Source organism: Salmonella sp. A29-2, from assembly GCF_020150755.1.
In the GTDB taxonomy this organism is placed as follows: Bacteria; Pseudomonadota; Gammaproteobacteria; order Enterobacterales; family Enterobacteriaceae; genus Salmonella; species Salmonella enterica.
The window spans coordinates 3,836,667-3,859,186 of sequence record NZ_CP083731.1; the positions used below are offsets into that span (position 1 = coordinate 3,836,667).

At 54.4% G+C, this 22,520-nt stretch carries 16 protein-coding genes and 2 pseudogenes; 13 read left to right on the forward strand and 5 right to left on the reverse strand.

The window, feature by feature from the left end; all coding sequences use genetic code 11:
* The first annotated feature begins 20 nt into the window (after positions 1-20).
* The 3 genes from thiB to thiQ are packed head-to-tail and all read left to right on the forward strand — an operon-like array spanning position 21 to position 3,281.
* Positions 21-1,004: a thiamine ABC transporter substrate binding subunit gene (thiB, locus tag K8W53_RS18670; RefSeq protein WP_023224435.1), complete on the forward strand. Its 984-nt coding sequence runs from the start codon at positions 21-23 to the stop codon at positions 1,002-1,004.
* Positions 980-2,590 (forward strand): thiamine/thiamine pyrophosphate ABC transporter permease ThiP, encoded by a 1,611-nt coding sequence (gene thiP, locus K8W53_RS18675; protein WP_052939480.1) that lies wholly within the window; start codon positions 980-982, stop codon positions 2,588-2,590. Before thiB ends, thiP begins: the two co-directional genes overlap by 25 nt.
* A complete protein-coding gene (gene thiQ / locus K8W53_RS18680) occupies positions 2,574-3,281 on the forward strand; it encodes a thiamine ABC transporter ATP-binding protein ThiQ (RefSeq protein ID WP_000915973.1) in 708 nt (235 codons plus the stop codon). Before thiP ends, thiQ begins: the two co-directional genes overlap by 17 nt.
* Positions 3,282-3,319: 38 nt before the next feature.
* On the opposite strand, the gene K8W53_RS18685 is transcribed toward thiQ, so the two are convergent.
* On the reverse strand, positions 3,320-4,087 hold the full coding sequence (locus K8W53_RS18685) for a DedA family protein (RefSeq protein WP_001148369.1): 768 nt from the start codon (positions 4,085-4,087) through the stop codon (positions 3,320-3,322).
* Positions 4,088-4,205: 118 nt separating this feature from the next.
* On the reverse strand, positions 4,206-5,051 hold the full coding sequence (gene araC, locus K8W53_RS18690) for an arabinose operon transcriptional regulator AraC (RefSeq protein ID WP_000852385.1): 846 nt from the start codon (positions 5,049-5,051) through the stop codon (positions 4,206-4,208).
* Positions 5,052-5,391: 340 nt separating this feature from the next.
* Here araC and araB point away from each other — a divergent pair, with 340 nt between their 5' ends.
* The 3 genes from araB (at position 5,392) to araD (ending at position 9,450) form a co-directional block, all read left to right on the forward strand.
* On the forward strand, positions 5,392-7,101 hold the full coding sequence (gene araB / locus K8W53_RS18695; RefSeq protein ID WP_052939479.1) for a ribulokinase: 1,710 nt from the start codon (positions 5,392-5,394) through the stop codon (positions 7,099-7,101).
* 10 nt (positions 7,102-7,111) lie between these two features.
* On the forward strand, positions 7,112-8,614 hold the full coding sequence (araA, locus tag K8W53_RS18700) for an L-arabinose isomerase (RefSeq protein WP_000151692.1): 1,503 nt from the start codon (positions 7,112-7,114) through the stop codon (positions 8,612-8,614).
* Between the two features lie 140 nt (positions 8,615-8,754).
* A complete protein-coding gene (gene araD / locus K8W53_RS18705) occupies positions 8,755-9,450 on the forward strand; it encodes an L-ribulose-5-phosphate 4-epimerase (RefSeq protein WP_000888690.1) in 696 nt (231 codons plus the stop codon).
* Between the two features lie 5 nt (positions 9,451-9,455).
* On the opposite strand, the gene K8W53_RS18710 is transcribed toward araD, so the two are convergent.
* On the reverse strand, positions 9,456-9,875 hold the full coding sequence (locus tag K8W53_RS18710; RefSeq protein ID WP_024138156.1) for a DUF4751 family protein: 420 nt from the start codon (positions 9,873-9,875) through the stop codon (positions 9,456-9,458).
* A 517-nt stretch (positions 9,876-10,392) separates the two neighbouring features.
* On the opposite strand from K8W53_RS18710, the pseudogene K8W53_RS18715 reads away from it, so the two are divergent.
* Positions 10,393-10,791: pseudogene (locus K8W53_RS18715) on the forward strand (YdcF family protein); the annotation flags it as partial.
* Positions 10,792-10,866: 75 nt separating this feature from the next.
* Here the strand turns inward: K8W53_RS18715 and K8W53_RS18720 are convergent.
* The gene (locus K8W53_RS18720) at positions 10,867-12,072 is read right to left on the reverse strand and encodes an RNA-guided endonuclease InsQ/TnpB family protein (RefSeq protein WP_058654851.1); all 1,206 of its coding nucleotides are present in this window, start codon (positions 12,070-12,072) and stop codon (positions 10,867-10,869) included.
* 58 nt (positions 12,073-12,130) lie between these two features.
* Here K8W53_RS18720 and tnpA point away from each other — a divergent pair, with 58 nt between their 5' ends.
* The 5 genes and pseudogenes from tnpA (at position 12,131) to rluA (ending at position 18,977) form a co-directional block, all read left to right on the forward strand.
* Positions 12,131-12,535, forward strand: coding sequence for an IS200/IS605 family transposase (gene tnpA / locus K8W53_RS18725; RefSeq protein WP_023224438.1), 405 nt, complete (start codon positions 12,131-12,133; stop codon positions 12,533-12,535).
* Between the two features lie 74 nt (positions 12,536-12,609).
* Positions 12,610-12,831: pseudogene (locus K8W53_RS18730) on the forward strand (YdcF family protein); the annotation flags it as partial.
* 43 nt (positions 12,832-12,874) lie between these two features.
* Entirely contained in the window at positions 12,875-15,226 is a 2,352-nt protein-coding gene (polB, locus tag K8W53_RS18735; protein ID WP_052939495.1) for a DNA polymerase II, read from the forward strand.
* 173 nt (positions 15,227-15,399) lie between these two features.
* Positions 15,400-18,306, forward strand: coding sequence for an RNA polymerase-associated protein RapA (gene rapA / locus K8W53_RS18740; RefSeq protein ID WP_001116966.1), 2,907 nt, complete (start codon positions 15,400-15,402; stop codon positions 18,304-18,306).
* Between the two features lie 11 nt (positions 18,307-18,317).
* Entirely contained in the window at positions 18,318-18,977 is a 660-nt protein-coding gene (gene rluA, locus K8W53_RS18745; protein WP_000525196.1) for a bifunctional tRNA pseudouridine(32) synthase/23S rRNA pseudouridine(746) synthase RluA, read from the forward strand.
* A gap of 94 nt (positions 18,978-19,071) precedes the next feature.
* On the opposite strand, the gene djlA is transcribed toward rluA, so the two are convergent.
* Entirely contained in the window at positions 19,072-19,884 is an 813-nt protein-coding gene (gene djlA / locus K8W53_RS18750) for a co-chaperone DjlA (RefSeq protein ID WP_001200595.1), read from the reverse strand.
* Between the two features lie 253 nt (positions 19,885-20,137).
* On the opposite strand from djlA, the gene lptD reads away from it, so the two are divergent.
* Positions 20,138-22,498, forward strand: a complete 2,361-nt coding sequence (gene lptD, locus K8W53_RS18755; protein WP_000746119.1) for an LPS assembly protein LptD — start codon at positions 20,138-20,140, stop codon at positions 22,496-22,498.
* Positions 22,499-22,520: the final 22 nt, after the last annotated feature.

Below are 22,520 nucleotides of genomic sequence, written 5' to 3' on the forward strand. Positions count from 1 at the left end.
CTCTTTCACTGAGGTGCAAAGTGTTAAAAAAATATCTTCCGCTTTTACTCCTGTGCGCGGCGCCTGCTTTCGCCAAACCCGTTCTCACCGTCTATACCTACGACTCGTTCGCCGCCGACTGGGGGCCAGGCCCGGCGGTGAAAAAAGCGTTTGAAGCCGATTGCAACTGCGAGCTGAAACTGGTGGCGCTGGAGGATGGCGTTTCACTGCTCAACCGCCTGCGGATGGAGGGAAAGAACAGCAAAGCCGATGTGGTGTTGGGGCTGGACAATAATCTGCTGGAAGCGGCCACGCAAACTAAACTCTTTGCCAAAAGCGGCGTGGCGAATGAGGCGGTCAAGGTGCCCGGCGGCTGGGAAAACGACACATTTGTGCCGTTCGATTACGGCTATTTCGCCTTTATCTATGATAAAAGTAAGCTGAAAAATCCGCCAAAAAGCCTGAAAGAACTGGTCGAGAGCGATCAAAAATGGCGGGTGATTTATCAGGACCCGCGTACCAGTACGCCAGGGCTGGGGCTGTTACTGTGGATGCGCAAAGTCTATGGCGATAACGCGCCGCAGGCCTGGCAAAAACTGGCGGCCAAAACGGTGACGGTGACGAAAGGCTGGAGCGAGGCCTACGGTTTATTTCTGAAAGGTGAAAGCGATTTGGTACTCAGTTACACCACCTCTCCGGCGTATCACATTATTGAAGAGAAGAAGGACAATTACGCCGCCGCGAACTTCAGCGAAGGCCATTACTTACAGGTAGAAGTCGCGGCGCGTACCGTCGCCAGTAAGCAGCCGGAACTGGCGGAGAAATTCCTCAAATTTATGGTTTCTCCGGCGTTTCAGAACGCCATACCCACCGGCAACTGGATGTACCCGGTAGCGGACGTCTCCCTACCAGCAGGGTTTGAATCATTGGCCAAACCCGCCACAACGCTGGAATTCACGCCGCAACAGGTGGCAGCACAACGCCAGGCATGGATTAGCGAATGGCAACGCGCCGTCAGCCGTTAATTCCCGGCTGGCTGATTCCGGGGCTGTGCGCCGCCGCGCTGATGATAACCGTCTCGCTGGCGGCCTTTCTGGCGCTTTGGCTGAACGCGCCGTCGGGCGCGTGGTCGACAATCTGGCGGGATAGCTATCTGTGGCATGTGGTGCGCTTCTCATTCTGGCAGGCGTTTCTGTCCGCAGTGCTGTCTGTGGTCCCGGCGGTTTTTCTCGCCCGCGCGCTTTATCGACGCCGTTTTCCTGGACGTCTGGCGCTGCTGCGTCTGTGCGCCATGACGCTGATTCTGCCGGTACTGGTTGCCGTGTTCGGCATTCTTAGCGTGTATGGCCGTCAGGGCTGGCTGGCCTCGCTGTGGCAGATGCTGGGGCTTCAGTGGACATTCTCCCCCTACGGCTTGCAGGGCATTTTACTGGCGCACGTCTTTTTTAACCTGCCAATGGCGAGCCGTTTGTTGCTGCAATCTTTGGAAAGCATTCCCGGCGAGCAGCGCCAGCTCGCCGCCCAGCTCGGTATGCGCGGCTGGCATTTTTTCCGTTTTGTCGAATGGCCGTGGCTGCGCCGCCAAATTCCGCCCGTCGCGGCGCTGATTTTTATGCTCTGCTTCGCCAGTTTCGCAACGGTTCTGTCGCTCGGCGGCGGCCCGCAGGCCACCACTATCGAACTGGCTATCTTTCAGGCGCTCAGTTATGACTACGATCCCGCCCGCGCGGCGATGCTGGCATTAATCCAGATGGTCTGCTGCCTGGCGCTGGTAATGCTTAGCCAACGGTTGAGCAAAGCGATTGCGCCGGGGATGACGCTGACGCAGGGCTGGCGCGATCCTGACGATCGTCTCCACAGCCGTCTGACTGACGCCTTATTAATCGTGCTGGCGCTGCTGCTGCTGCTTCCGCCGCTGGTCGCCGTGGTGGTCGATGGCGTCAACCGCAGCCTGCCGGAGGTGCTGGCGCAACCCATTCTGTGGCAGGCTGTCTGGACATCGCTACGCATTGCGCTGGCGGCGGGCGTTCTGTGTGTGGTGCTGACCATGATGCTGCTGTGGAGTAGCCGCGAGCTACGCCAACGCCAGCAACTATTCGCCGGACAAACGCTGGAACTCAGCGGGATGTTGATCCTCGCGATGCCGGGGATCGTGCTGGCGACAGGCTTCTTTTTACTGCTCAATAACAGCGTTGGCTTACCGGAATCCGCCGACGGCATCGTGATTTTCACCAATGCGCTGATGGCAATCCCCTACGCGCTAAAAGTCCTGGAAAACCCAATGCGCGATATTACCGCCCGTTATGGAATGCTGTGCCAGTCATTAGGAATTGAAGGCTGGTCGCGGCTAAAGGTCGTGGAACTGCGGGCGCTGAAACGTCCGCTGGCGCAGGCGCTGGCGTTTGCCTGCGTACTTTCTATCGGTGATTTTGGCGTCGTCGCGCTTTTCGGCAATGACAATTTCCGCACGCTGCCGTTTTATCTGTATCAGCAGATCGGCTCCTACCGCAGCCAGGACGGCGCGGTGACCGCGCTGATACTGCTGCTGCTCTGCTTTACGTTATTTACCCTCATAGAGAAACTACCGGGCCGACATGCTAAAACTGATTGATATCACCTGGCTTTACCATCATTTGCCGATGCGTTTTACGCTGGCGGTAGAACGCGGCGAGCAGGTGGCGATTCTTGGCCCCAGCGGCGCGGGGAAAAGCACGTTGTTGAATTTAATTGCCGGTTTTCTTGCGCCTGCCAGCGGTACGTTACTGATTGCCGGTGAAGATCATACGCTTACGCCGCCCTCACGCCGTCCGGTCTCAATGCTGTTTCAGGAGAATAATTTATTCAGCCACCTGAATGTGCAGCAAAATATCGGTCTGGGGCTAAACCCTGGGTTAACGCTCAACGCCAGCCAGCGGGAAAAACGGGACGCTATCGCACGTCAGATGGGCATTGAGAGCCTGATGGCGCGTTTACCGGGCGAACTGTCCGGCGGCCAGCGTCAGCGGGTAGCGCTGGCGCGCTGCCTGGTACGTGAACAGCCGGTACTGCTGCTGGATGAACCGTTCTCCGCGCTCGATCCCGCGCTGCGCCAGGAGATGCTGACGTTGGTCAGCGATATCTGCCGCGAGCGACAGCTCACGCTGTTGATGGTCTCGCACAGCGTGGAAGATGCGGCGCGAATTGCGCCCCGGTCAATCGTCGTCGCCGACGGACGCATTGCGTGGCAAGGCAAAACAGACGAGCTACTAAGCGGTCAGGCCAGCGCCTCAGCGCTATTGGGCATCAAATCCCATATTTTGTAGGCCGGATAAGGCGAAGCCGCCATCCGGCAAAGGAATCGTTAGTAACCCACAACTTTGCGCAGAATATCGATATATACCGGCATCAGCGGGTGGCGAACCAGCACCACCAGCGCGACCACGCCAATCCCGAGCGTCAACGGCGCCAGATACAGCAAACGGCTGCGGGGGAAATACGCGGTTAAACGATCGACTGCCGCTTTGCCGCTGCGCCACAGCCGCCAGCATAGCCAGCCTCCGACCCACAGCAGCAACGCCGTCGCCAGCAGCAGCCATTTGAAATCTCCGCTCTGCATATCGGAAGGAATATCGATTGCCGCTCCCGCCAGAATGCCCGGCAGGAAATAAAACGGCGGCCACAGCAAACAGCCAATCAAGTTCGGCCCAATAAATTTCGCTACGGGAAGATCCAGCATCCCTGCCACCATCGGCACCAGCGGCCTCGTCGGACCGACAAAACGTCCGACCAGGATCGTGAACATACTGTGCTGATGCAGCGCGTGTTCGGTTTTATCCAGCAGCGACTTGTTCTTTTTCATAAAAGACCAGCGGTGTAGCGGCTTTTTAAAGCGCCACCCCAGCCAGAACGAAATCCAGTCGCCCATCAGACAGCCGATAATACCCACCAGCCAGGCATGCCAAAAATTGAGCTCGCCGCTGCCGATAAGCGCGCCCAGCCCCGCCATCAGTACCGTGCCGGGTAAAATCAACCCCACCAGCGCCAGCGATTCCAGGAAGGCGACCAGCAACACGGCGATAAGCGAATACAGAGTGGATTGGGTGATAAAGTGTTCCAGCAGTGCTTGCATAGTGTGTCCGTCAGCGTGATGAAGCAGGGATTCTGCTTACCCCGTCCCCCTTCGTCAAGCCGTCAATTATCCGAATAGTTACGGCTTATGACATCTTTGTGGACACATCATTCACTTTTTATTCACATCCGGCCCTGAACTCGCTAGGACTTGCCCCGGTGCATTTTTTAAATACCCGTGAAAAATAGAGCTGATCGTCAAATCCAACATTGCGCCCAACGGACGCTATCGGCATTCGCGTAGTGCTAAGCAGAAGTTTCGCCTGGCTGATACGCTGATCTTCGCGCCAGCTCAATACGCTAATGCCTAACTGCTGGCGGAACAGATGCGATAACCGGGAGGGCGACAGGCAGACATGCTGGGCGACGCTGGCGATATCAAAATGACTGTCCGCCAGATGGTCGCTGATATACTGGCAGGCATCGCGCACACGGCTATCCATCGGCGGATGCAACGACTCATTAATTACCGCCATACGTCTGAGCAACAGCTGCTCCAGCAGATTGATCGCCAGTAGCTCAGAATAGCGGCCTTCCCCTTGCCCGGCGCTGATGATCTGCCCGAACAGTTCGCTGAAATGCGGCTGGCGCGCCTCGTCCGGGCGGAAAAATCCTGTCTGGGCAAAGATTGTCGGCCAGGTCAGCCACTCCTGCCAGTAGGCGCGAGGCCGGAAATAAACCCACTGATGATACCACTCGCTGGCGTCCGGGTGCCGTCCATAGTGATGAATCTCGCCCGGCGGAAACAATAATATATCGCCAGGCCGACAGACAAACTGCTCGCCATTATTATTAATGACGCCCTCTCCGCGGATGGTCAGGTTAAGAATATATCCCTTCATGCCCAACGGACGATCGATAAAAAAATCCAGATATCCATTCGCTTCAATTGGCGTCAGTCCGGCGACCAGATGGGCATTAAATGAATATCCCGGCAATAGCGGATCATTTTGCGTTTCAGCCATGATTTCTCTACCCCCCGATGTTCAGAGAAGAAACAAATTGTCCATATTGACCAGGACGACAGTGCTTACGTCTCCGCAAGACCTTGCGCTTGATGAAAGCACGTATCAACCCCGCTTGTGAAAAGCGCTTTGTAACAAAAGCGTACAGTTCAGGCGATAAAATTAAGTAACAGAAGTGTCTATAACTATGGCTGGAATGTCCACATTGAATATTTGCACAGCGTCACACTTTGCAAAGCATTAGCATTTTTGTCCATAAGATTAGCGGATCCTGCCTGACGGTTTTTGCCGCGACTCTCTACTGTTTCTCCATACCTGTTTTTCTGGATGGAGTAAGACGATGGCAATTGCAATTGGCCTCGATTTTGGCAGTGATTCAGTGCGCGCTCTGGCAGTGGACTGCGCCACCGGCGACGAGATCGCCACCAGCGTAGAGTGGTATCCGCGCTGGCAAGAAGGCCGTTATTGCGACGGCCCGAACAACCAGTTCCGTCATCATCCGCGCGACTACATGGAGTCAATGGAGGCCGCGCTGAAAGCCGTTCTGGCACAATTAAGCGCCGCGCAACGCGCAAATATCGTTGGCATTGGCGTTGACAGCACCGGTTCTACGCCAGCGCCGATTGACGCCGACGGTAACGTCCTGGCGCTGCGTCCGGAGTTCGCCGAGAACCCGAATGCGATGTTTGTGCTGTGGAAAGATCACACCGCCGTGGAAGAGGCCGACGAAATCACTCGTCTGTGCCATAAGCCAGGCAAGGTCGACTACTCCCGCTATATTGGCGGCATTTACTCCAGCGAATGGTTCTGGGCGAAGATTCTGCACGTCACCCGCCAGGATAGCGCCGTCGCGCAGGCCGCCGTCTCGTGGATTGAACTGTGTGACTGGGTGCCGGCGCTGCTTTCCGGCACCACTCGCCCGCAAGATATCCGCCGTGGCCGCTGCAGCGCCGGGCACAAAACGCTGTGGCATGAAAGCTGGGGCGGTCTGCCGCCCGCGAGCTTTTTTGATGAACTCGATCCGTGCATTAACCGTCATCTGCGCTACCCGTTATTTAGCGAAACCTTCACCGCCGATCTGCCCGTGGGCACCCTGTGCGCCGAATGGGCGCAGCGCCTCGGCTTACCGGAAAGCGTGGTGATTTCCGGCGGCGCGTTCGACTGTCACATGGGCGCGGTCGGCGCGGGCGCACAGCCCAATACGCTGGTAAAAGTCATCGGCACGTCTACCTGCGACATTCTGATTGCGGATAAACAGAGCGTCGGGGATCGCGCCGTGAAAGGCATTTGCGGTCAGGTTGACGGCAGCGTGGTGCCGAACTTTATCGGTCTGGAAGCGGGCCAATCTGCTTTCGGCGACATCTACGCCTGGTTTAGCCGCGTGTTGAGCTGGCCGCTGGAACAACTTGCCGCGCAGCACCCGGAACTGAAAACCCAGATTAACGCCAGCCAGAAGCAGCTACTGCCAGCGCTCACCGACGCCTGGGCGAAAAATCCGTCCCTGGATCACCTGCCGGTGGTGCTCGACTGGTTTAACGGTCGCCGCACGCCCAATGCTAATCAGCGTCTGAAAGGCGTCATTACCGATCTCAATCTCGCCACCGACGCGCCAGCGCTGTTTGGTGGCCTGGTCGCTTCGACCGCCTTCGGCGCGCGCGCCATTCAGGAGTGTTTTACCGATCAGGGTATCGCGGTCAATAACGTGATGGCGCTTGGCGGCATCGCCCGTAAAAATCAGGTCATTATGCAGGTCTGCTGCGACGTACTGAATCGTCCGTTGCAGATCGTCGCTTCCGACCAGTGTTGCGCATTAGGCGCCGCTATCTTTGCCGCCGTTGCTGCGAAAGTCCATGCCGATATTCCTGCCGCCCAGCAAAGCATGGCGAGCGCGGTAGAACGCACTCTGCGTCCCCACCCTGAACAGGCGCAACGCTTCGAACAGCTTTACCGCCGCTACCAGCAGTGGGCGCTAAGCGCAGAACAACATTATCTTCCGACTGCCGCGCCGGCGCCAACGACCCCGGCCAATCAGGCAATCCTGACTCATTAAGGACACGACAATGACGATTTTTGATAATTATGAAGTATGGTTTGTGATTGGCAGCCAGCATTTGTATGGCGCAGAAACCCTGCGTCAGGTCACTCAACATGCCGAGCATGTGGTCAACGCGCTGAATACCGAAGCCAAACTGCCATGTAAACTGGTATTAAAACCGCTGGGCACCTCGCCGGATGAGATTACCGCCATTTGTCGTGACGCCAATTATGACGATCGCTGCGCAGGGCTGGTGGTCTGGCTGCACACCTTCTCCCCGGCCAAAATGTGGATCAACGGGCTGAGTATTCTTAACAAACCACTACTGCAATTCCATACCCAATTTAACGCCGCCCTGCCGTGGGACAGCATCGATATGGACTTTATGAACCTGAACCAGACTGCGCACGGCGGTCGTGAGTTCGGTTTTATCGGCGCGCGGATGCGCCAGCAGCACGCGGTCGTCACTGGCCACTGGCAGGATAAAGAGGCCCATACGCGTATCGGCGCCTGGATGCGCCAGGCGGTCTCTAAACAGGATACTCGCCAGCTAAAAGTCTGCCGCTTCGGCGACAATATGCGTGAAGTCGCAGTGACTGACGGTGATAAAGTGGCCGCGCAAATCAAATTTGGCTTTTCGGTCAATACCTGGGCGGTCGGCGATCTGGTGCAGGTGGTGAATTCTATCGGCGACGGCGATATCAACGCTCTGATTGACGAGTATGAAAGCAGCTATACCCTGACGCCCGCCACCCAAATCCACGGCGATAAACGCCAGAACGTGCGGGAGGCGGCGCGTATTGAACTCGGTATGAAGCGTTTCCTGGAACAGGGCGGCTTTCACGCCTTTACGACGACATTTGAAGATTTGCACGGCCTGAAACAGCTTCCGGGTCTGGCCGTACAGCGTCTTATGCAACAGGGCTACGGCTTTGCGGGCGAAGGCGACTGGAAAACCGCCGCTCTGCTTCGCATTATGAAAGTGATGTCAACCGGTCTGCAGGGCGGCACCTCATTTATGGAGGATTACACCTACCACTTCGAGAAAGGCAACGATCTGGTGCTCGGCTCGCACATGCTGGAAGTGTGTCCGTCCATCGCGGTGGAAGAGAAACCGATCCTCGACGTCCAGCACCTCGGCATTGGCGGCAAGGAAGATCCGGCGCGTTTGATTTTCAATACCCAAACCGGCCCGGCGATCGTCGCCAGCCTGATCGACCTCGGCGATCGTTATCGCCTGCTGGTCAACTGCATTGACACCGTAAAAACGCCGCACTCCCTGCCGAAACTGCCGGTGGCTAACGCGCTGTGGAAGGCGCAGCCGGATCTGCCGACCGCCTCCGAAGCGTGGATTCTGGCTGGCGGCGCGCACCATACCGTCTTCAGCCACGCGCTGGATCTGAACGATATGCGCCAGTTCGCAGAAATACACGATATCGAAATCGCGGTAATTGATAATGATACCCGTCTGCCGGCCTTTAAGGACGCGCTGCGCTGGAACGAGGTGTATTACGGTTTCAAACGTTAATTGGTGAAACGGATTGCCCGGTGGCACTGCGTTTACCGGGCCTACGGTCCTGTAGGCCGAATAAGGCATTTATGTCGCCATCCGGCACACCGTCGCTCGTAGGCCGGATAAGCGAAGCGCCATCCGGCAGGGAGAAAACAATGTTAGAAGATCTCAAACGCCAGGTACTGGAAGCCAATCTGGCGCTGCCAAAACACAACCTAGTCACCCTCACCTGGGGTAACGTTAGCGCCGTCGATCGCGAACGCGGCGTACTGGTGATTAAGCCGTCCGGCGTCGATTATAGCGTCATGACCGCTGAGGATATGGTGGTGGTCAGCCTGGAGACCGGTGAAGTCGTTGAAGGTCATAAGAAACCGTCGTCCGATACGCCAACCCACCGTTTGTTATATCAGGCATTTCCGACTATCGGCGGCATCGTACACACCCATTCGCGCCACGCGACTATCTGGGCGCAGGCGGGTCAGCCGATTCCGGCGACGGGAACCACCCATGCCGACTATTTCTACGGTACGATTCCCTGCACTCGCAAAATGACCGAGGCGGAAATTAATGGCGAGTATGAATGGGAAACGGGCAATGTTATTGTTGAAGCCTTTGAAAAACAAGGTATTGACGCCGCTCAAATGCCCGGCGTGCTTGTCCATTCGCACGGCCCGTTTGCCTGGGGTAAAAATGCCGAGGATGCCGTGCATAACGCCATCGTGCTGGAAGAAGTGGCCTATATGGGGATCTTCTGCCGCCAGCTTGCGCCGCAGTTGCCCGACATGCAGCAATCCCTGCTGGATAAACACTATCTACGCAAACATGGCGCAAAAGCCTATTACGGGCAGTAATGCCTCTAAAAACGCGTCCCATTGGGGGCGCGTTGATGAGTCTGGTCGGTGATATATTCAGCAAATGCGCTTTGATAGACGTAATGATCAGAACTCACATATTCAATAATATTATCATAATGTCCCTGCCACGCTTTTCCTTCCAGCGCATGGAAGAAAATATAATCTTCGATTGTTGACTGCCAGCGTTGCCCATTTAACAGATAGTTAATAATGGTATCCCGATGTCCGTTTTTTCTGTCGTGTCCTTGCCAGTGAAAAAAAGCATTGCCGTTTTCAATAATCTCGGTACGCCAAATTTGTTCTGTCCATGTTTTATACTCAAAAAATCGACTCACGGTTTTTATGGAAGGGTTAGCGCGTTGAGTATTGACGAAAAGATAACGGTCGCTCCCTACCAGACGCGCCTGCATACTCACATTCATAAAAGATAATTCCCGAATACCACACATTTTAATAAAAACACCCGCACCTGAAAGTCAAAATAAAATTATATTCTAAAATAAAAATTAAATTATGCAGAGAGTTCCCGACGAATTCGCACTGTAATCCATTTTTATTTAACCATAGCGGCCAATTGGAATATTATATTTCTACCTGACGGTGCGGATGTTCCAAATGAAATTGTTACACTTTTCATTAAGTAAAACAAACAAAAAATATCGCTTTTTTGTTAATCCGAGAAATAAGTAACAGATTCGAACAAGCGCCTTTCTGAAAAATACTTAATGTATGAAAACAGACTTGACACAAAACAGCTAATACATGGGTAAAAATGGTAAATAAACATGATTCAAAATTAGCAGTTATAGGATAATTATATCTGCTGTATATACTGGCATCATTATATTGATAAATATACGTCAGCAAAAATATCTGACGCTAAAAGCCATTTTATCGTTAAAATATCCATTACACCCGTCACGGGGAACGAACTCATTCATGAAATATCGCTACATCATCAGAATCGCGGCAGGCATAATTCTCATTATGGCTACGGTGTTTATCCATAATGCCATCGCTATTTATCAGTTCAGTCAGCAAAACCAGACGCGCGTAGCTGACTGCGCGATTGTCGCAGGAGCAGGCGTTAGCGGAAAAACGCCTTCTCCCGTTTTTCAGGCCAGACTGGATCATGCCATCTGGCTTTACCAACAACACATTGTCCGCGCGTTGGTATTAACCGGCGGCTACGGCGCTGGCGCAACAGTTTCCGACGCGGCGATAGCCCGTCAATACGTTCTGGAAAAAGGGATTCCGGCTAAGGCGATTTTTATTGAAGAGCGCTCTACCGTGACGCGCGAAAATATTCGTTACGCAAAACAGATACTGCGACAACAACATTGACATCCTCCCCCACCTTCGCACTTCGTGACTCAGGTGGGGGATTCCCATTAGTGGGTGACGACTGATTGCTCAGCGTCTGGTTCCTGTTTCAGACGGGCGGCCTGACTGCACCATCCCTCCACAGGCAAGAACGACGTGCCCCGCCGCTAAAATGTTACGAGCGCCATTTACATCAGCGTTCGCTGTATATCCGCATGCCTGACACACAAATTTACTTTGTGACAGGCGATTTTCTTTCGCGGTATGACCACAGCACGCGCAACGCTGGCTTGTGTATGCTGGCGGAACCGCAAGCACCTGACCGCCACGCCAGAGCTGTTTGTACTCAAGCTGGCGGCGCATTTCATACCAGCCCTGATCCAGTATCGAACGGTTTAGACCTGATTTGGCCTTGACGTTTCGTCCGTGCTGTTCTGCTGTACCTTTTGCCGATTTCGACATGTTACTAACCTTCAAATCCTCAATGACTATCATCGCGTGGTTTTTGCTGATTTCACTGGTAACTTTATGAAGGTAGTCGCGCCGGATATTGGCTATGTGCGAGTGCAGGCGCTGGACTTTTCGCTTTTGTTTCTGCCAGTTACTGCTGAATTTGACTTTACGGCTTAACTGCCGCTGGAGTGTTGCCAGCTTGCGCTGACTTGCTTTAAAACTGTTGACTGGTTGGTATACCGTACCGTCTGAAAGCGTGGCGAGTTTTGTTACTCCTGCGTCCAGACCGACTATCGTTGTGCTTGTGTGATTGGGTTCTGCCGTTTCAACTTCAACCTGAAACGAGATATACCACTGTCCCGCTAACTGACTGATTGTCGCATTTTTGATTTTACCGTTCACACGTTGAGATTGCCGGAATTTTACCCACCCAAGACCTGACGGTAGCTTCACTCTGCGATTTTCAAGGCGGCAATATTTCTCAAAGTTCACAAAACGGATTGAGTCTCTGCCCTCATTTTTTCGTTTCCATACCGGGGCCTTAGCTGCGAGCTTTTTATCAAAGCAACGTTTCCATGCAGCATGCAGGTCTTTCAACTTTTGCTGCAGATTGTCGGTATAAGCATCCTGTAAAAAGATGTGTTCCGGCATTTTTTTCCACACTGTAAGCATCCTGTTCAACTCGAAAGCCGAAGGTAACTTTTCGCCTGAGCCAAGGATGCGCTTTGTCTCCGCAAGACCTAAATTCCAGACAAAACGGGCGCAACCACATAACTGCCGCAAACGCTGCGACTGTTCAGGCATTGGTTCCAGTCTGAATTTGTAGGCTTTCAGGATTAGCATCATCACTCAGTGTGTAGAAGATTTGTTTGCTATGTTACTGTTTTTACGGTCAACTTCAATGCAAAAACATAATATTAATCGTTCAAGACATGCCGCCTTCCTTTTGCATGTTCATCTTGTCTTTGTAACAAAATACCGTCGAAAGATACTGGGTGAGTCACACTATGCTGCATTCCATCAGTATGCAGCAGAAGTCTGCCATGATTTTGGTGCAGAACTTAAAGAAAGTAACGGAGACGTCGATCATGTCCACATGCTGATCGAATACCCACCAACAGTGCAGCTTTCGGTACTGGTTAACTCACTGAAAGCTGTGACATCCCGCCGTCTGCGAAACGAATTTATTGATTTGCGGGGAGCATACGGAAAAGCCGTGCTCTGGTCGAGGTCATACTTTGCTGGCTCGTGCGGAGGTGCGCCGCTGGAAGTTGTGAAGCAATACATTCAACAACAGCGTGGCTGATGATCCTTCGGGCTTTTCAAGCCCGTCCAAATTCCCCTCCCGCCTTATGTCGGCGGGAGTACCCTTTGGAGTTAAGATGGCGCACAGCGTTACTGGTCAGCGATCCGCTGCATATGCTGCGTCTGAAAACTATCGCTCAGGATAATGGTATCGATAGCCGCTCATCACCCACGCGATCCACCCGCTATAAATCCTGGTGGGCGCAAACCCGCTTCTTACTGCGCGAAACTTTTTATTACAGCGGATATCGGCTTTTACGTTATATGCCTGTACAAAATAACAGTATTACCCCCTAAAACAGGTTATAATTAGCGTGAATTTTTTAGACAGGTAATCATCGTGGCGCAGGCAGGTTTCATTTTAACCCGGCACTGGCGGGATACGCCGCAAGGGACGGAGGTCTCTTTCTGGCTGGCGACAGACAACGGCCCTGTGCAGGCGACGCTGGCGCCGCAAGAGTCCGTGGCGTTTATTCCGACCAGCCAGACCTCCCGCGCCGCCTCGCTGCTACAGGCGGAAAAAAACTATCGCCTGACGCCGCTCCAGCTGCGAGACTTTCATCGTCAGCCGGTATCCGGTCTGTATTGCCGTACTCACCGCCAGCTTATGCGGATGGAGAAACTGCTGCGCGAAAACGGCGTCACCGTTTATGAAGCGGATGTACGCCCACCGGAACGTTACCTGATGGAACGTTTTATTACGTCGCCCGTTTGGGTAGACGGCGAGATGCGCAACGGCGTTATCCGCAATGCGCGTCTTAAACCCCACCCCGACTATCGACCGCCGCTAAAATGGGTCTCGCTGGATATCGAAACCACGCGACACGGCGAACTGTATTGCATTGGTCTGGAAGGCTGCGGCCAGCGTACCGTTTATATGCTGGGCCCGGCGAATGGCGATGACCGCCAACTGGACTTCGAGCTTGTGTATGTCGCCAGCCGCCCGCAGTTGCTGGAAAAACTCAACGCCTGGTTTGCCGAGCATGATCCCGACGTCATCATCGGCTGGAACGTGGTGCAGTTCGACCTGCGTATGCTGCAAAAACATGCCGAACGCTACCGTATCCCTTTACGGCTGGGGCGAGACAATAGCGAACTGGAGTGGCGCGAACATGGCTTCAAAAACGGCGTTTTTTTCGCCCAGGCCAGAGGGCGAGTCATTATCGATGGTATCGACGCGCTTAAATCCGCGTTCTGGAATTTTTCGTCTTTTTCGCTGGAAGCCGTCTCGCAGGAACTGCTCGGCGAAGGAAAATCCATTGATAATCCCTGGGATCGTATGGATGAGATCGATCGCCGCTTTGCCCAGGATAAACCCGCCCTCGCCACCTACAACCTGAAAGACTGCGAGCTGGTCACGCGCATTTTCCATAAAACCGAGATCATGCCGTTTTTGCTGGAACGCGCGACGATCAACGGCCTGCCGGTCGATCGCCACGGCGGTTCGGTCGCCGCATTCGGGCATCTTTACTTTCCGCGAATGCACCGCGCCGGCTATGTCGCGCCCAATCTCGGCGAAGTGCCGCCGCTGGCAAGTCCCGGCGGCTACGTAATGGATTCACAACCCGGATTATACGATTCAGTACTGGTGCTGGATTATAAAAGCCTGTACCCGTCGATTATCCGCACGTTTTTGATTGATCCCGTCGGGCTGGTCGAAGGCATGGCGCAGCCGGATCCGGAACACAGTACCGAAGGTTTCCTTGACGCCTGGTTTTCACGAGAAAAGCACTGCCTGCCGGAAATTGTTAGCCAAATCTGGCACGGGCGCGATGAAGCCAAACGTCAGGGCAATAAACCGCTCTCGCAGGCGCTTAAAATCATTATGAACGCCTTTTATGGCGTACTCGGCACCACGGCCTGTCGCTTTTTCGATCCCCGTCTGGCGTCGTCAATCACCATGCGCGGTCATGCGATTATGCGCCAGACCAAAGCGCTGATTGAGGCGCAGGGTTATGACGTGATTTATGGCGATACCGATTCCACTTTCGTCTGGCTCCGGCGCGCGCATTCAGAAGCCGACGCGGCGGAAATCGGGCACAGGCTAGTGCGTCACGTGAACGAATGGTGGGCGCAGACGTTACAACAGCAAAATTTGACCAGCGCGCTAGAACTGGAGTTTGAAACCCACTTTTGCCGTTTTCTGATGCCGACCATCCGCGGCGCGGATACTGGCAGTAAAAAACGCTACGCGGGCCTGATTCAGGAAGGCGACAGCCAGCGCATGGTATTTAAAGGTCTGGAAACGGTGCGGACCGACTGGACGCCGCTGGCGCAGCGCTTTCAACAGGAGCTGTATCTGCGCGTTTTTCGCAATGAACCTTATCAAGACTATGTGCGCGAGACTATTGATAAACTGATGGCGGGCGAACTGGACGCGCAGCTGGTTTATCGCAAGCGTCTGCGTCGCCCTTTACATGAGTACCAACGTAACATCCCGCCGCACGTTCGCGCCGCCCGGTTGGCGGATGAACAAAACCTGAAGCGGGGTCGTCCGGCGCAGTATCAGAATCGCGGCGCCATAAAATATGTCTGGACTGTTAACGGCCCCGAGCCCGTGGATTACCAGCAGTCGCCGCTGGATTACGAACACTATCTTACCCGCCAGCTACAACCCGTGGCGGAAGGAATTCTTCCCTTCGTTGAAGATAATTTTGCTACACTACTGACCGGGCAACTGGGGCTATTTTGACGCGTGACGAAAGCGCCGCCTTCCAGTACCATAGCGCCCTTTCCATTCCTGGACCTAATTAACGCCACTACCACATTAGCCTGGTAGCGGGGTCGTATACTCGCAATTATCCAGTGCTGTCGCCTGGGAATGGCGAGTAATGCCTGCAATTAAAGATATAGAGCCGAACACATATGCCTTTTACACTTGGTCAACGCTGGATCAGCGATACAGAAAGCGAGCTGGGACTTGGAACCGTTGTTGCGATGGATGCGCGAACCGTCACCTTACTTTTCCCGTCCACGGGGGAAAACCGCCTGTATGCGCGCAGTGATTCTCCCGTGACCCGCGTCATGTTCAACCCTGGCGATACGATTACAAGCCATGAAGGCTGGCAGCTACATATCGATGAAGTAAAAGAAGAAAATGGCCTGCTTGTTTATGTCGGCACCCGCCTGGATACCGAAGAGACCAATGTGACGTTGCGCGAAGTTCTGCTCGACAGCAAGTTGGTTTTCAGTAAGCCCCAGGATCGTCTGTTCGCCGGTCAAATCGATCGAATGGATCGGTTCGCGCTGCGCTATCGCGCCCGTAAATTTCAGAGCGAGCAGTACCGGATGCCATACAGCGGCCTGCGCGGTCAGCGGACCAATCTGATCCCGCATCAGCTTAATATCGCTCATGATGTGGGTCGTCGCCACGCGCCGCGCGTACTGCTGGCGGATGAAGTGGGCTTAGGTAAAACCATTGAAGCCGGGATGATTCTGCATCAACAGTTATTATCCGGCGCGGCGGAACGCGTATTGATCATCGTGCCGGAAACCCTGCAACACCAGTGGCTGGTAGAAATGCTGCGCCGTTTCAACCTGCGCTTCGCGCTGTTCGATGACGAACGCTATACCGAAGCGCAACACGACGCGTATAACCCGTTTGAAACCGAACAACTGGTGATCTGCTCGCTGGATTTCGCCCGCCGCAATAAGCAGCGTCTGGAACATTTGTGCGACGCCGAGTGGGATTTGCTGGTGGTCGACGAAGCACATCATCTGGTGTGGAGCACCGATGCGCCGAGCCGTGAATATATGGCCATCGAACAGTTAGCTGAACGCGTACCGGGCGTGCTACTGCTGACCGCCACGCCAGAACAGCTGGGGATGGAAAGCCATTTCGCCCGTCTGCGCCTGCTCGATCCGAACCGTTTCCACGATTTCGAACAATTTGTCGAAGAACAGAAAAACTACCGCCCTGTCGCCGATGCGGTGGCCATGCTGCTGGCGGGCAATAAACTCAGCAACGACGAACTGAACAGGCTGGGCGATCTGATCGGCGAACAGGATATTGAACCGCTGTTGCAGGCCGCTAATAGCGATCGCGACGACGCGCAGGCCGCCCGTGATGAGCTGGTGTCGATGCTGATGGATCGCCACGGCACCAGCCGCGTTCTGTTCCGCAACACCCGTAACGGCGTCAAGGGGTTCCCGAAACGTGAACTGCATACGGTAAAACTGCCGCTGCCGACCCAGTATCAGACCGCCATTAAGGTCTCCGGCATTATGGGCGCGCGTAAAAGCGCGGAAGATCGCGCCCGCGATATGCTCTATCCGGAACAAATTTATCAGGAGTTCGAAGGCGATACCGGCACCTGGTGGAACTTCGACCCACGCGTTGAGTGGCTGATGGGCTATCTGACCAGCCATCGTTCGCAAAAAGTGCTGGTGATCTGCGCCAAAGCGACCACCGCGTTACAGCTGGAGCAGGTGCTGCGCGAACGCGAAGGCATCCGCGCCGCCGTGTTCCATGAGGGCATGTCGATTATCGAACGCGACCGCGCCGCCGCCTGGTTCGCCGAAGAAGATACCGGCGCGCAGGTGCTGTTATGTTCCGAAATCGGCTCCGAAGGACGTAACTTCCAGTTTGCCAGCAATCTGGTGATGTTCGACTTGCCGTTTAACCCGGATCTGCTGGAACAGCGTATTGGTCGTCTGGATCGCATCGGCCAGGCGCATGATATCCAGATCCACGTCCCGTACCTGGAAAAAACCGCCCAGTCGGTGCTGGTTCGCTGGTATCACGAAGGGCTGGACGCCTTTGAGCACACCTGCCCGACCGGTCGCGCGATTTATGATTCAGCCTACGCCAGTCTGATTAACTATCTGGCCGCGCCTGAAGAAACCGACGGGTTTGACGATCTGATCAAATCCTGCCGCGAGCAACATGAAGCGCTAAAAGCCCAGTTAGAACAGGGCCGCGACCGCCTGCTGGAGATCCACTCCAACGGCGGAGAAAAAGCCCAACAGCTCGCACAAAGCATTGAAGAACAGGACGACGACACCAACCTGATCGCGTTCGCCATGAACCTGTTCGATATCGTCGGCATTAACCAGGACGATCGCGGCGACAACCTGATCGTGCTGACGCCGTCCGACCACATGTTGGTGCCGGATTTCCCCGGCCTGCCGGAAGACGGCTGTACTATCACGTTTGAACGTGACGTAGCCCTGTCTCGCGAAGATGCGCAGTTTATTACCTGGGAACATCCGCTCATCCGTAACGGGCTGGATCTGATCCTCTCCGGCGATACCGGCAGCAGCACCATTTCGCTGTTGAAAAATAAAGCGCTGCCCGTCGGCACGCTGCTGGTCGAACTGGTTTACGTCGTGGAAGCGCAGGCGCCGAAACAGCTACAACTGAACCGCTTCCTGCCGCCGACGCCGGTACGTATGCTGTTAGATAAAAACGGCAACAATCTGGCCGCCCAGGTCGAGTTTGAAACCTTCAACCGTCAGCTCAGCGCCGTGAATCGCCACACCGGCAGCAAACTGGTTAACGCCGTGCAACAGGACGTCCACGCCATTTTGCAACTGGGCGAGACGCAGATTGAAAAGTCCGCCAGAGCGCTGATTGATAACGCGCGTCGCGAGGCGGATGAAAAACTGTCCGGGGAACTGTCGCGTCTGGAAGCGCTGCGCGCCGTCAACCCGAACATTCGCGACGACGAACTTGCCGCTATCGACAGTAACCGTCAGCAGGTACTGGAAAGCCTGAATCAGGCAGGCTGGCGTCTGGACGCGCTGCGTCTTATCGTCGTCACGCACCAATAACGGAGCCGTACATGGGGATGGAAAACTACAATCCGCCGCAGGAACCCTGGCTGGTTATCCTGTATCAGGATGAGCACATTATGGTGGTCAATAAGCCCAGCGGCCTGTTGTCCGTGCCGGGGCGTCTGGAAGCGCACAAAGACAGCATTATGACGCGTATCCAGCGCGACTACCCGCAGGCAGAGTCGGTGCATCGTCTGGATATGGCTACCAGCGGCGTGATTGTAGTGGCGCTGACCAAAGCCGCGGAGCGGGAGCTAAAACGCCAGTTCCGCGAACGTGAGCCGAAAAAGCAGTATGTGGCGCGCGTATGGGGTCACCCCTCCCCGGCGGAAGGGCTGGTTGACTTACCACTCATCTGCGACTGGCCGAACCGGCCAAAGCAGAAAGTGTGTTATGAAACCGGCAAACCGGCGCAAACGGAATATAACGTGGTGGAGTTTGCGGCGGATAATACCGCCCGCGTGGTGCTCAAACCGATCACCGGGCGTTCGCATCAGCTTCGTGTGCATATGCTGGCGTTAGGCCACCCGATTTTAGGCGATCGGTTTTACGCCTCGCCGGAAGCGTTGTCGCTGGCGCCGCGTTTGCAGTTACACGCCGAAATGCTGACCATTACCCACCCCGCTTACGGTAACAGCATGACGTTTAAAGTCCCGGCAGATTTTTAAATTCTGAGCCAATTTATGCCGGAGCGCTTCGCTTGCCCGGCCTACATTCATTAACGTAGGCCGGATAAGGCGCTAGCCGCATCCGGCAATTCAATCACTTGAAGCCTTTCTGTTCTTTGATTAGCTCATACGCTTTCTGAATTTCCTGCGCTTTTTGCTTCGCCATCTCCATCATTTCCGGCGGCAACCCTTTGGCCACCAGCTTATCAGGATGATGCTCGCTCATCAGTTTGCGATAAGCGCGTTTAATGGTGGTTGCATCGTCGGTGGTTTTAACCCCCAGCACATTACAGGCATCTTCCAGCGTCGGGCCGCGCTGCGCCTGCTGCCAGCCGCCGCCGGACTGTTGATGATAACCGCCGCCAAACTGCGCGCCGCCCTGCATCATGCGCAGAAACTGATCGAACTGTACGCGGGAAATACCTAGCTCTTCCGCAATCACATACAGCACTTCCCGCTCATTAGGGTGTAGCGAGCCATCGGCAAACGCCGCCTGGATCTGAATTTCCAGAAACATCCGGATCAGATCAAAACGCCCGAAGCAGACGCTACGAAACTGCCGCATCTTTTCACGTAATGGGTAATTATCCGCTTTTCCGACCCGAAAGGCGTTCTGCGCGGCTGTACGTGAATCGCCGTGTAAATTCATACGATCCATCAACTGACTGGCGATATGAATATCCGCTTCCGTCACCCGTCCTTTTGATTTGGTTAAGTGGCCCATCACCTCAAAGGTGGTGGCAAAAAACAGCGCCTGCCGTTCCCGCTGGTTGGCAAACCACGCCATTTTTCGGCTGCGGGCTTTGTCGAACATATGGCCCACCAGCAGACCCAGGACCACGCCCCAAAAGCCGCCGCCCATCATCAGGGCTACGGCGACGCCAATTATCTTTCCCCAGTACTGCATAGACTCCCCAAAACGTTACGCTATCGGTGAGGCTATCTCCCACAAAATAAGGTGCTTTTCTGCGAATGAAGGCTACGGTCAATTGTGGGACATCGCCTATAATTTGCATTATCATACCTGTCATTCAATGCCGTGCCTAACACCACAGACGCTAAACGGCAGGATTAACACTGGCGCAGCGAAGATGAGTAAGTTAGGCTGTGACCGTTTGTCACGCGCAACGCTACCGATGATGGAACAATAAATACAACGTATGAAAAAACGTATTCCCACTCTTCTGGCCACCATGATCGCCAGCGCCCTTTATAGTCATCAGGGGCTGGCAGCCGATCTCGCCTCACAGTGTATGTTGGGCGTGCCGAGCTACGATCGTCCTCTGGTAAAAGGCGATACCAACGATCTGCCGGTTACTATCAATGCCGATAACGCTAAAGGTAACTACCCGGACGATGCCGTTTTTACCGGCAACGTGGACATTATGCAGGGGAATAGCCGCCTGCAAGCGGATGAAGTGCAGCTTCATCAGAAGCAGGCGGAAGGTCAGCCGGAACCTGTACGCACCGTCGATGCGCTGGGTAATGTGCATTATGATGACAATCAGGTCATCCTTAAAGGGCCGAAGGGCTGGGCGAACCTGAACACCAAAGACACGAACGTCTGGGAAGGCGATTACCAGATGGTGGGCCGTCAGGGGCGCGGTAAAGCCGATCTCATGAAGCAGCGCGGCGAAAACCGCTATACCATTCTGGAAAACGGCAGCTTTACCTCCTGTCTGCCTGGCTCCGATACCTGGAGCGTGGTGGGGAGTGAAGTCATCCATGACCGTGAAGAACAGGTTGCGGAGATCTGGAACGCCCGGTTTAAAGTAGGTCCGGTTCCGATCTTTTATAGCCCCTATTTACAGCTACCCGTCGGTGACAAACGTCGCTCAGGTTTCCTGATCCCGAACGCGAAATACACGACCAAGAACTATTTCGAGTTCTACTTACCGTATTACTGGAACATCGCGCCCAATATGGACGCCACCATCACCCCGCACTATATGCACCGCCGCGGCAATATTATGTGGGAGAACGAATTCCGTTATCTCACGCAGGCAGGCGCCGGGTTGATGGAATTAGATTATCTGCCTTCTGATAAAGTCTACGAGGACGAACATCCCAAAGAGGGCGATAAGCACCGCTGGTTATTCTACTGGCAGCACTCAGGCGTGATGGATCAGGTGTGGCGTTTTAACGTCGATTACACCAAAGTCAGCGACTCCAGCTACTTTAACGATTTCGACAGTAAGTACGGTTCCAGTACCGACGGCTACGCAACGCAGAAATTCAGCGTCGGCTACGCCGTACAGAACTTTGACGCTACGGTGTCGACCAAACAATTCCAAGTCTTTAACGATCAGAACACCAGCAGCTACTCTGCGGAGCCGCAGTTAGACGTTAACTACTACCATAACGATCTCGGGCCGTTTGATACCCGGATTTACGGCCAGGCGGTGCACTTTGTTAACACCAAAGACAATATGCCGGAAGCGACCCGCGTCCACCTGGAGCCAACCATTAATTTGCCGCTCTCCAACCGCTGGGGCAGCCTGAACACCGAAGCGAAGCTGATGGCGACGCACTATCAGCAAACGAATCTGGACAGCTATAACAGCGATCCAAACAATAAAAATAAGCTGGAAGATTCGGTTAACCGCGTCATGCCGCAGTTTAAAGTCGACGGTAAGCTCATCTTCGAACGCGATATGGCGATGCTGGCGCCGGGGTATACCCAGACGCTGGAACCACGCGTGCAGTACCTGTATGTGCCGTACCGCGACCAGAGCGGCATCTATAACTACGATTCTTCTTTGCTGCAATCCGACTATAACGGCCTGTTCCGCGACCGCACTTATGGCGGTCTCGACCGTATTGCTTCCGCCAACCAGGTCACGACAGGCGTCACAACACGCATTTATGATGATGCCGCCGTTGAACGTTTTAACGTTTCTGTTGGTCAAATCTACTATTTCACGGAGTCTCGCACCGGCGATGACAACATTAAATGGGAGAATGACGACAAAACCGGTTCGCTAGTTTGGGCAGGCGACACTTACTGGCGTATTTCAGAACGCTGGGGGCTGCGTAGCGGAGTGCAGTACGATACCCGTCTGGATAGCGTCGCTACCAGCAGCAGCAGCCTCGAATACCGTCGGGATCAGGATCGTCTGGTACAGTTGAACTACCGCTATGCCAGCCCGGAATATATTCAGGCTACGTTGCCTTCGTATTATTCCACGGCAGAGCAGTATAAAAACGGCATCAACCAGGTGGGCGCGGTGGCAAGTTGGCCGATTGCCGATCGCTGGTCGATTGTCGGCGCGTACTACTTCGATACCAATTCGAGCAAACCTGCAGACCAGATGCTCGGCTTGCAGTACAACTCTTGCTGCTATGCGATCCGCGTCGGATACGAACGTAAGCTGAACGGTTGGGATAACGATAAACAACACGCGATTTATGATAACGCGATTGGCTTCAACATTGAGCTGCGCGGTTTGAGCTCTAACTACGGCCTCGGCACGCAAGAAATGTTGCGTTCGAACATTCTGCCGTACCAAAGCTCTATGTAATCTGATTGATTTACAACGTAAT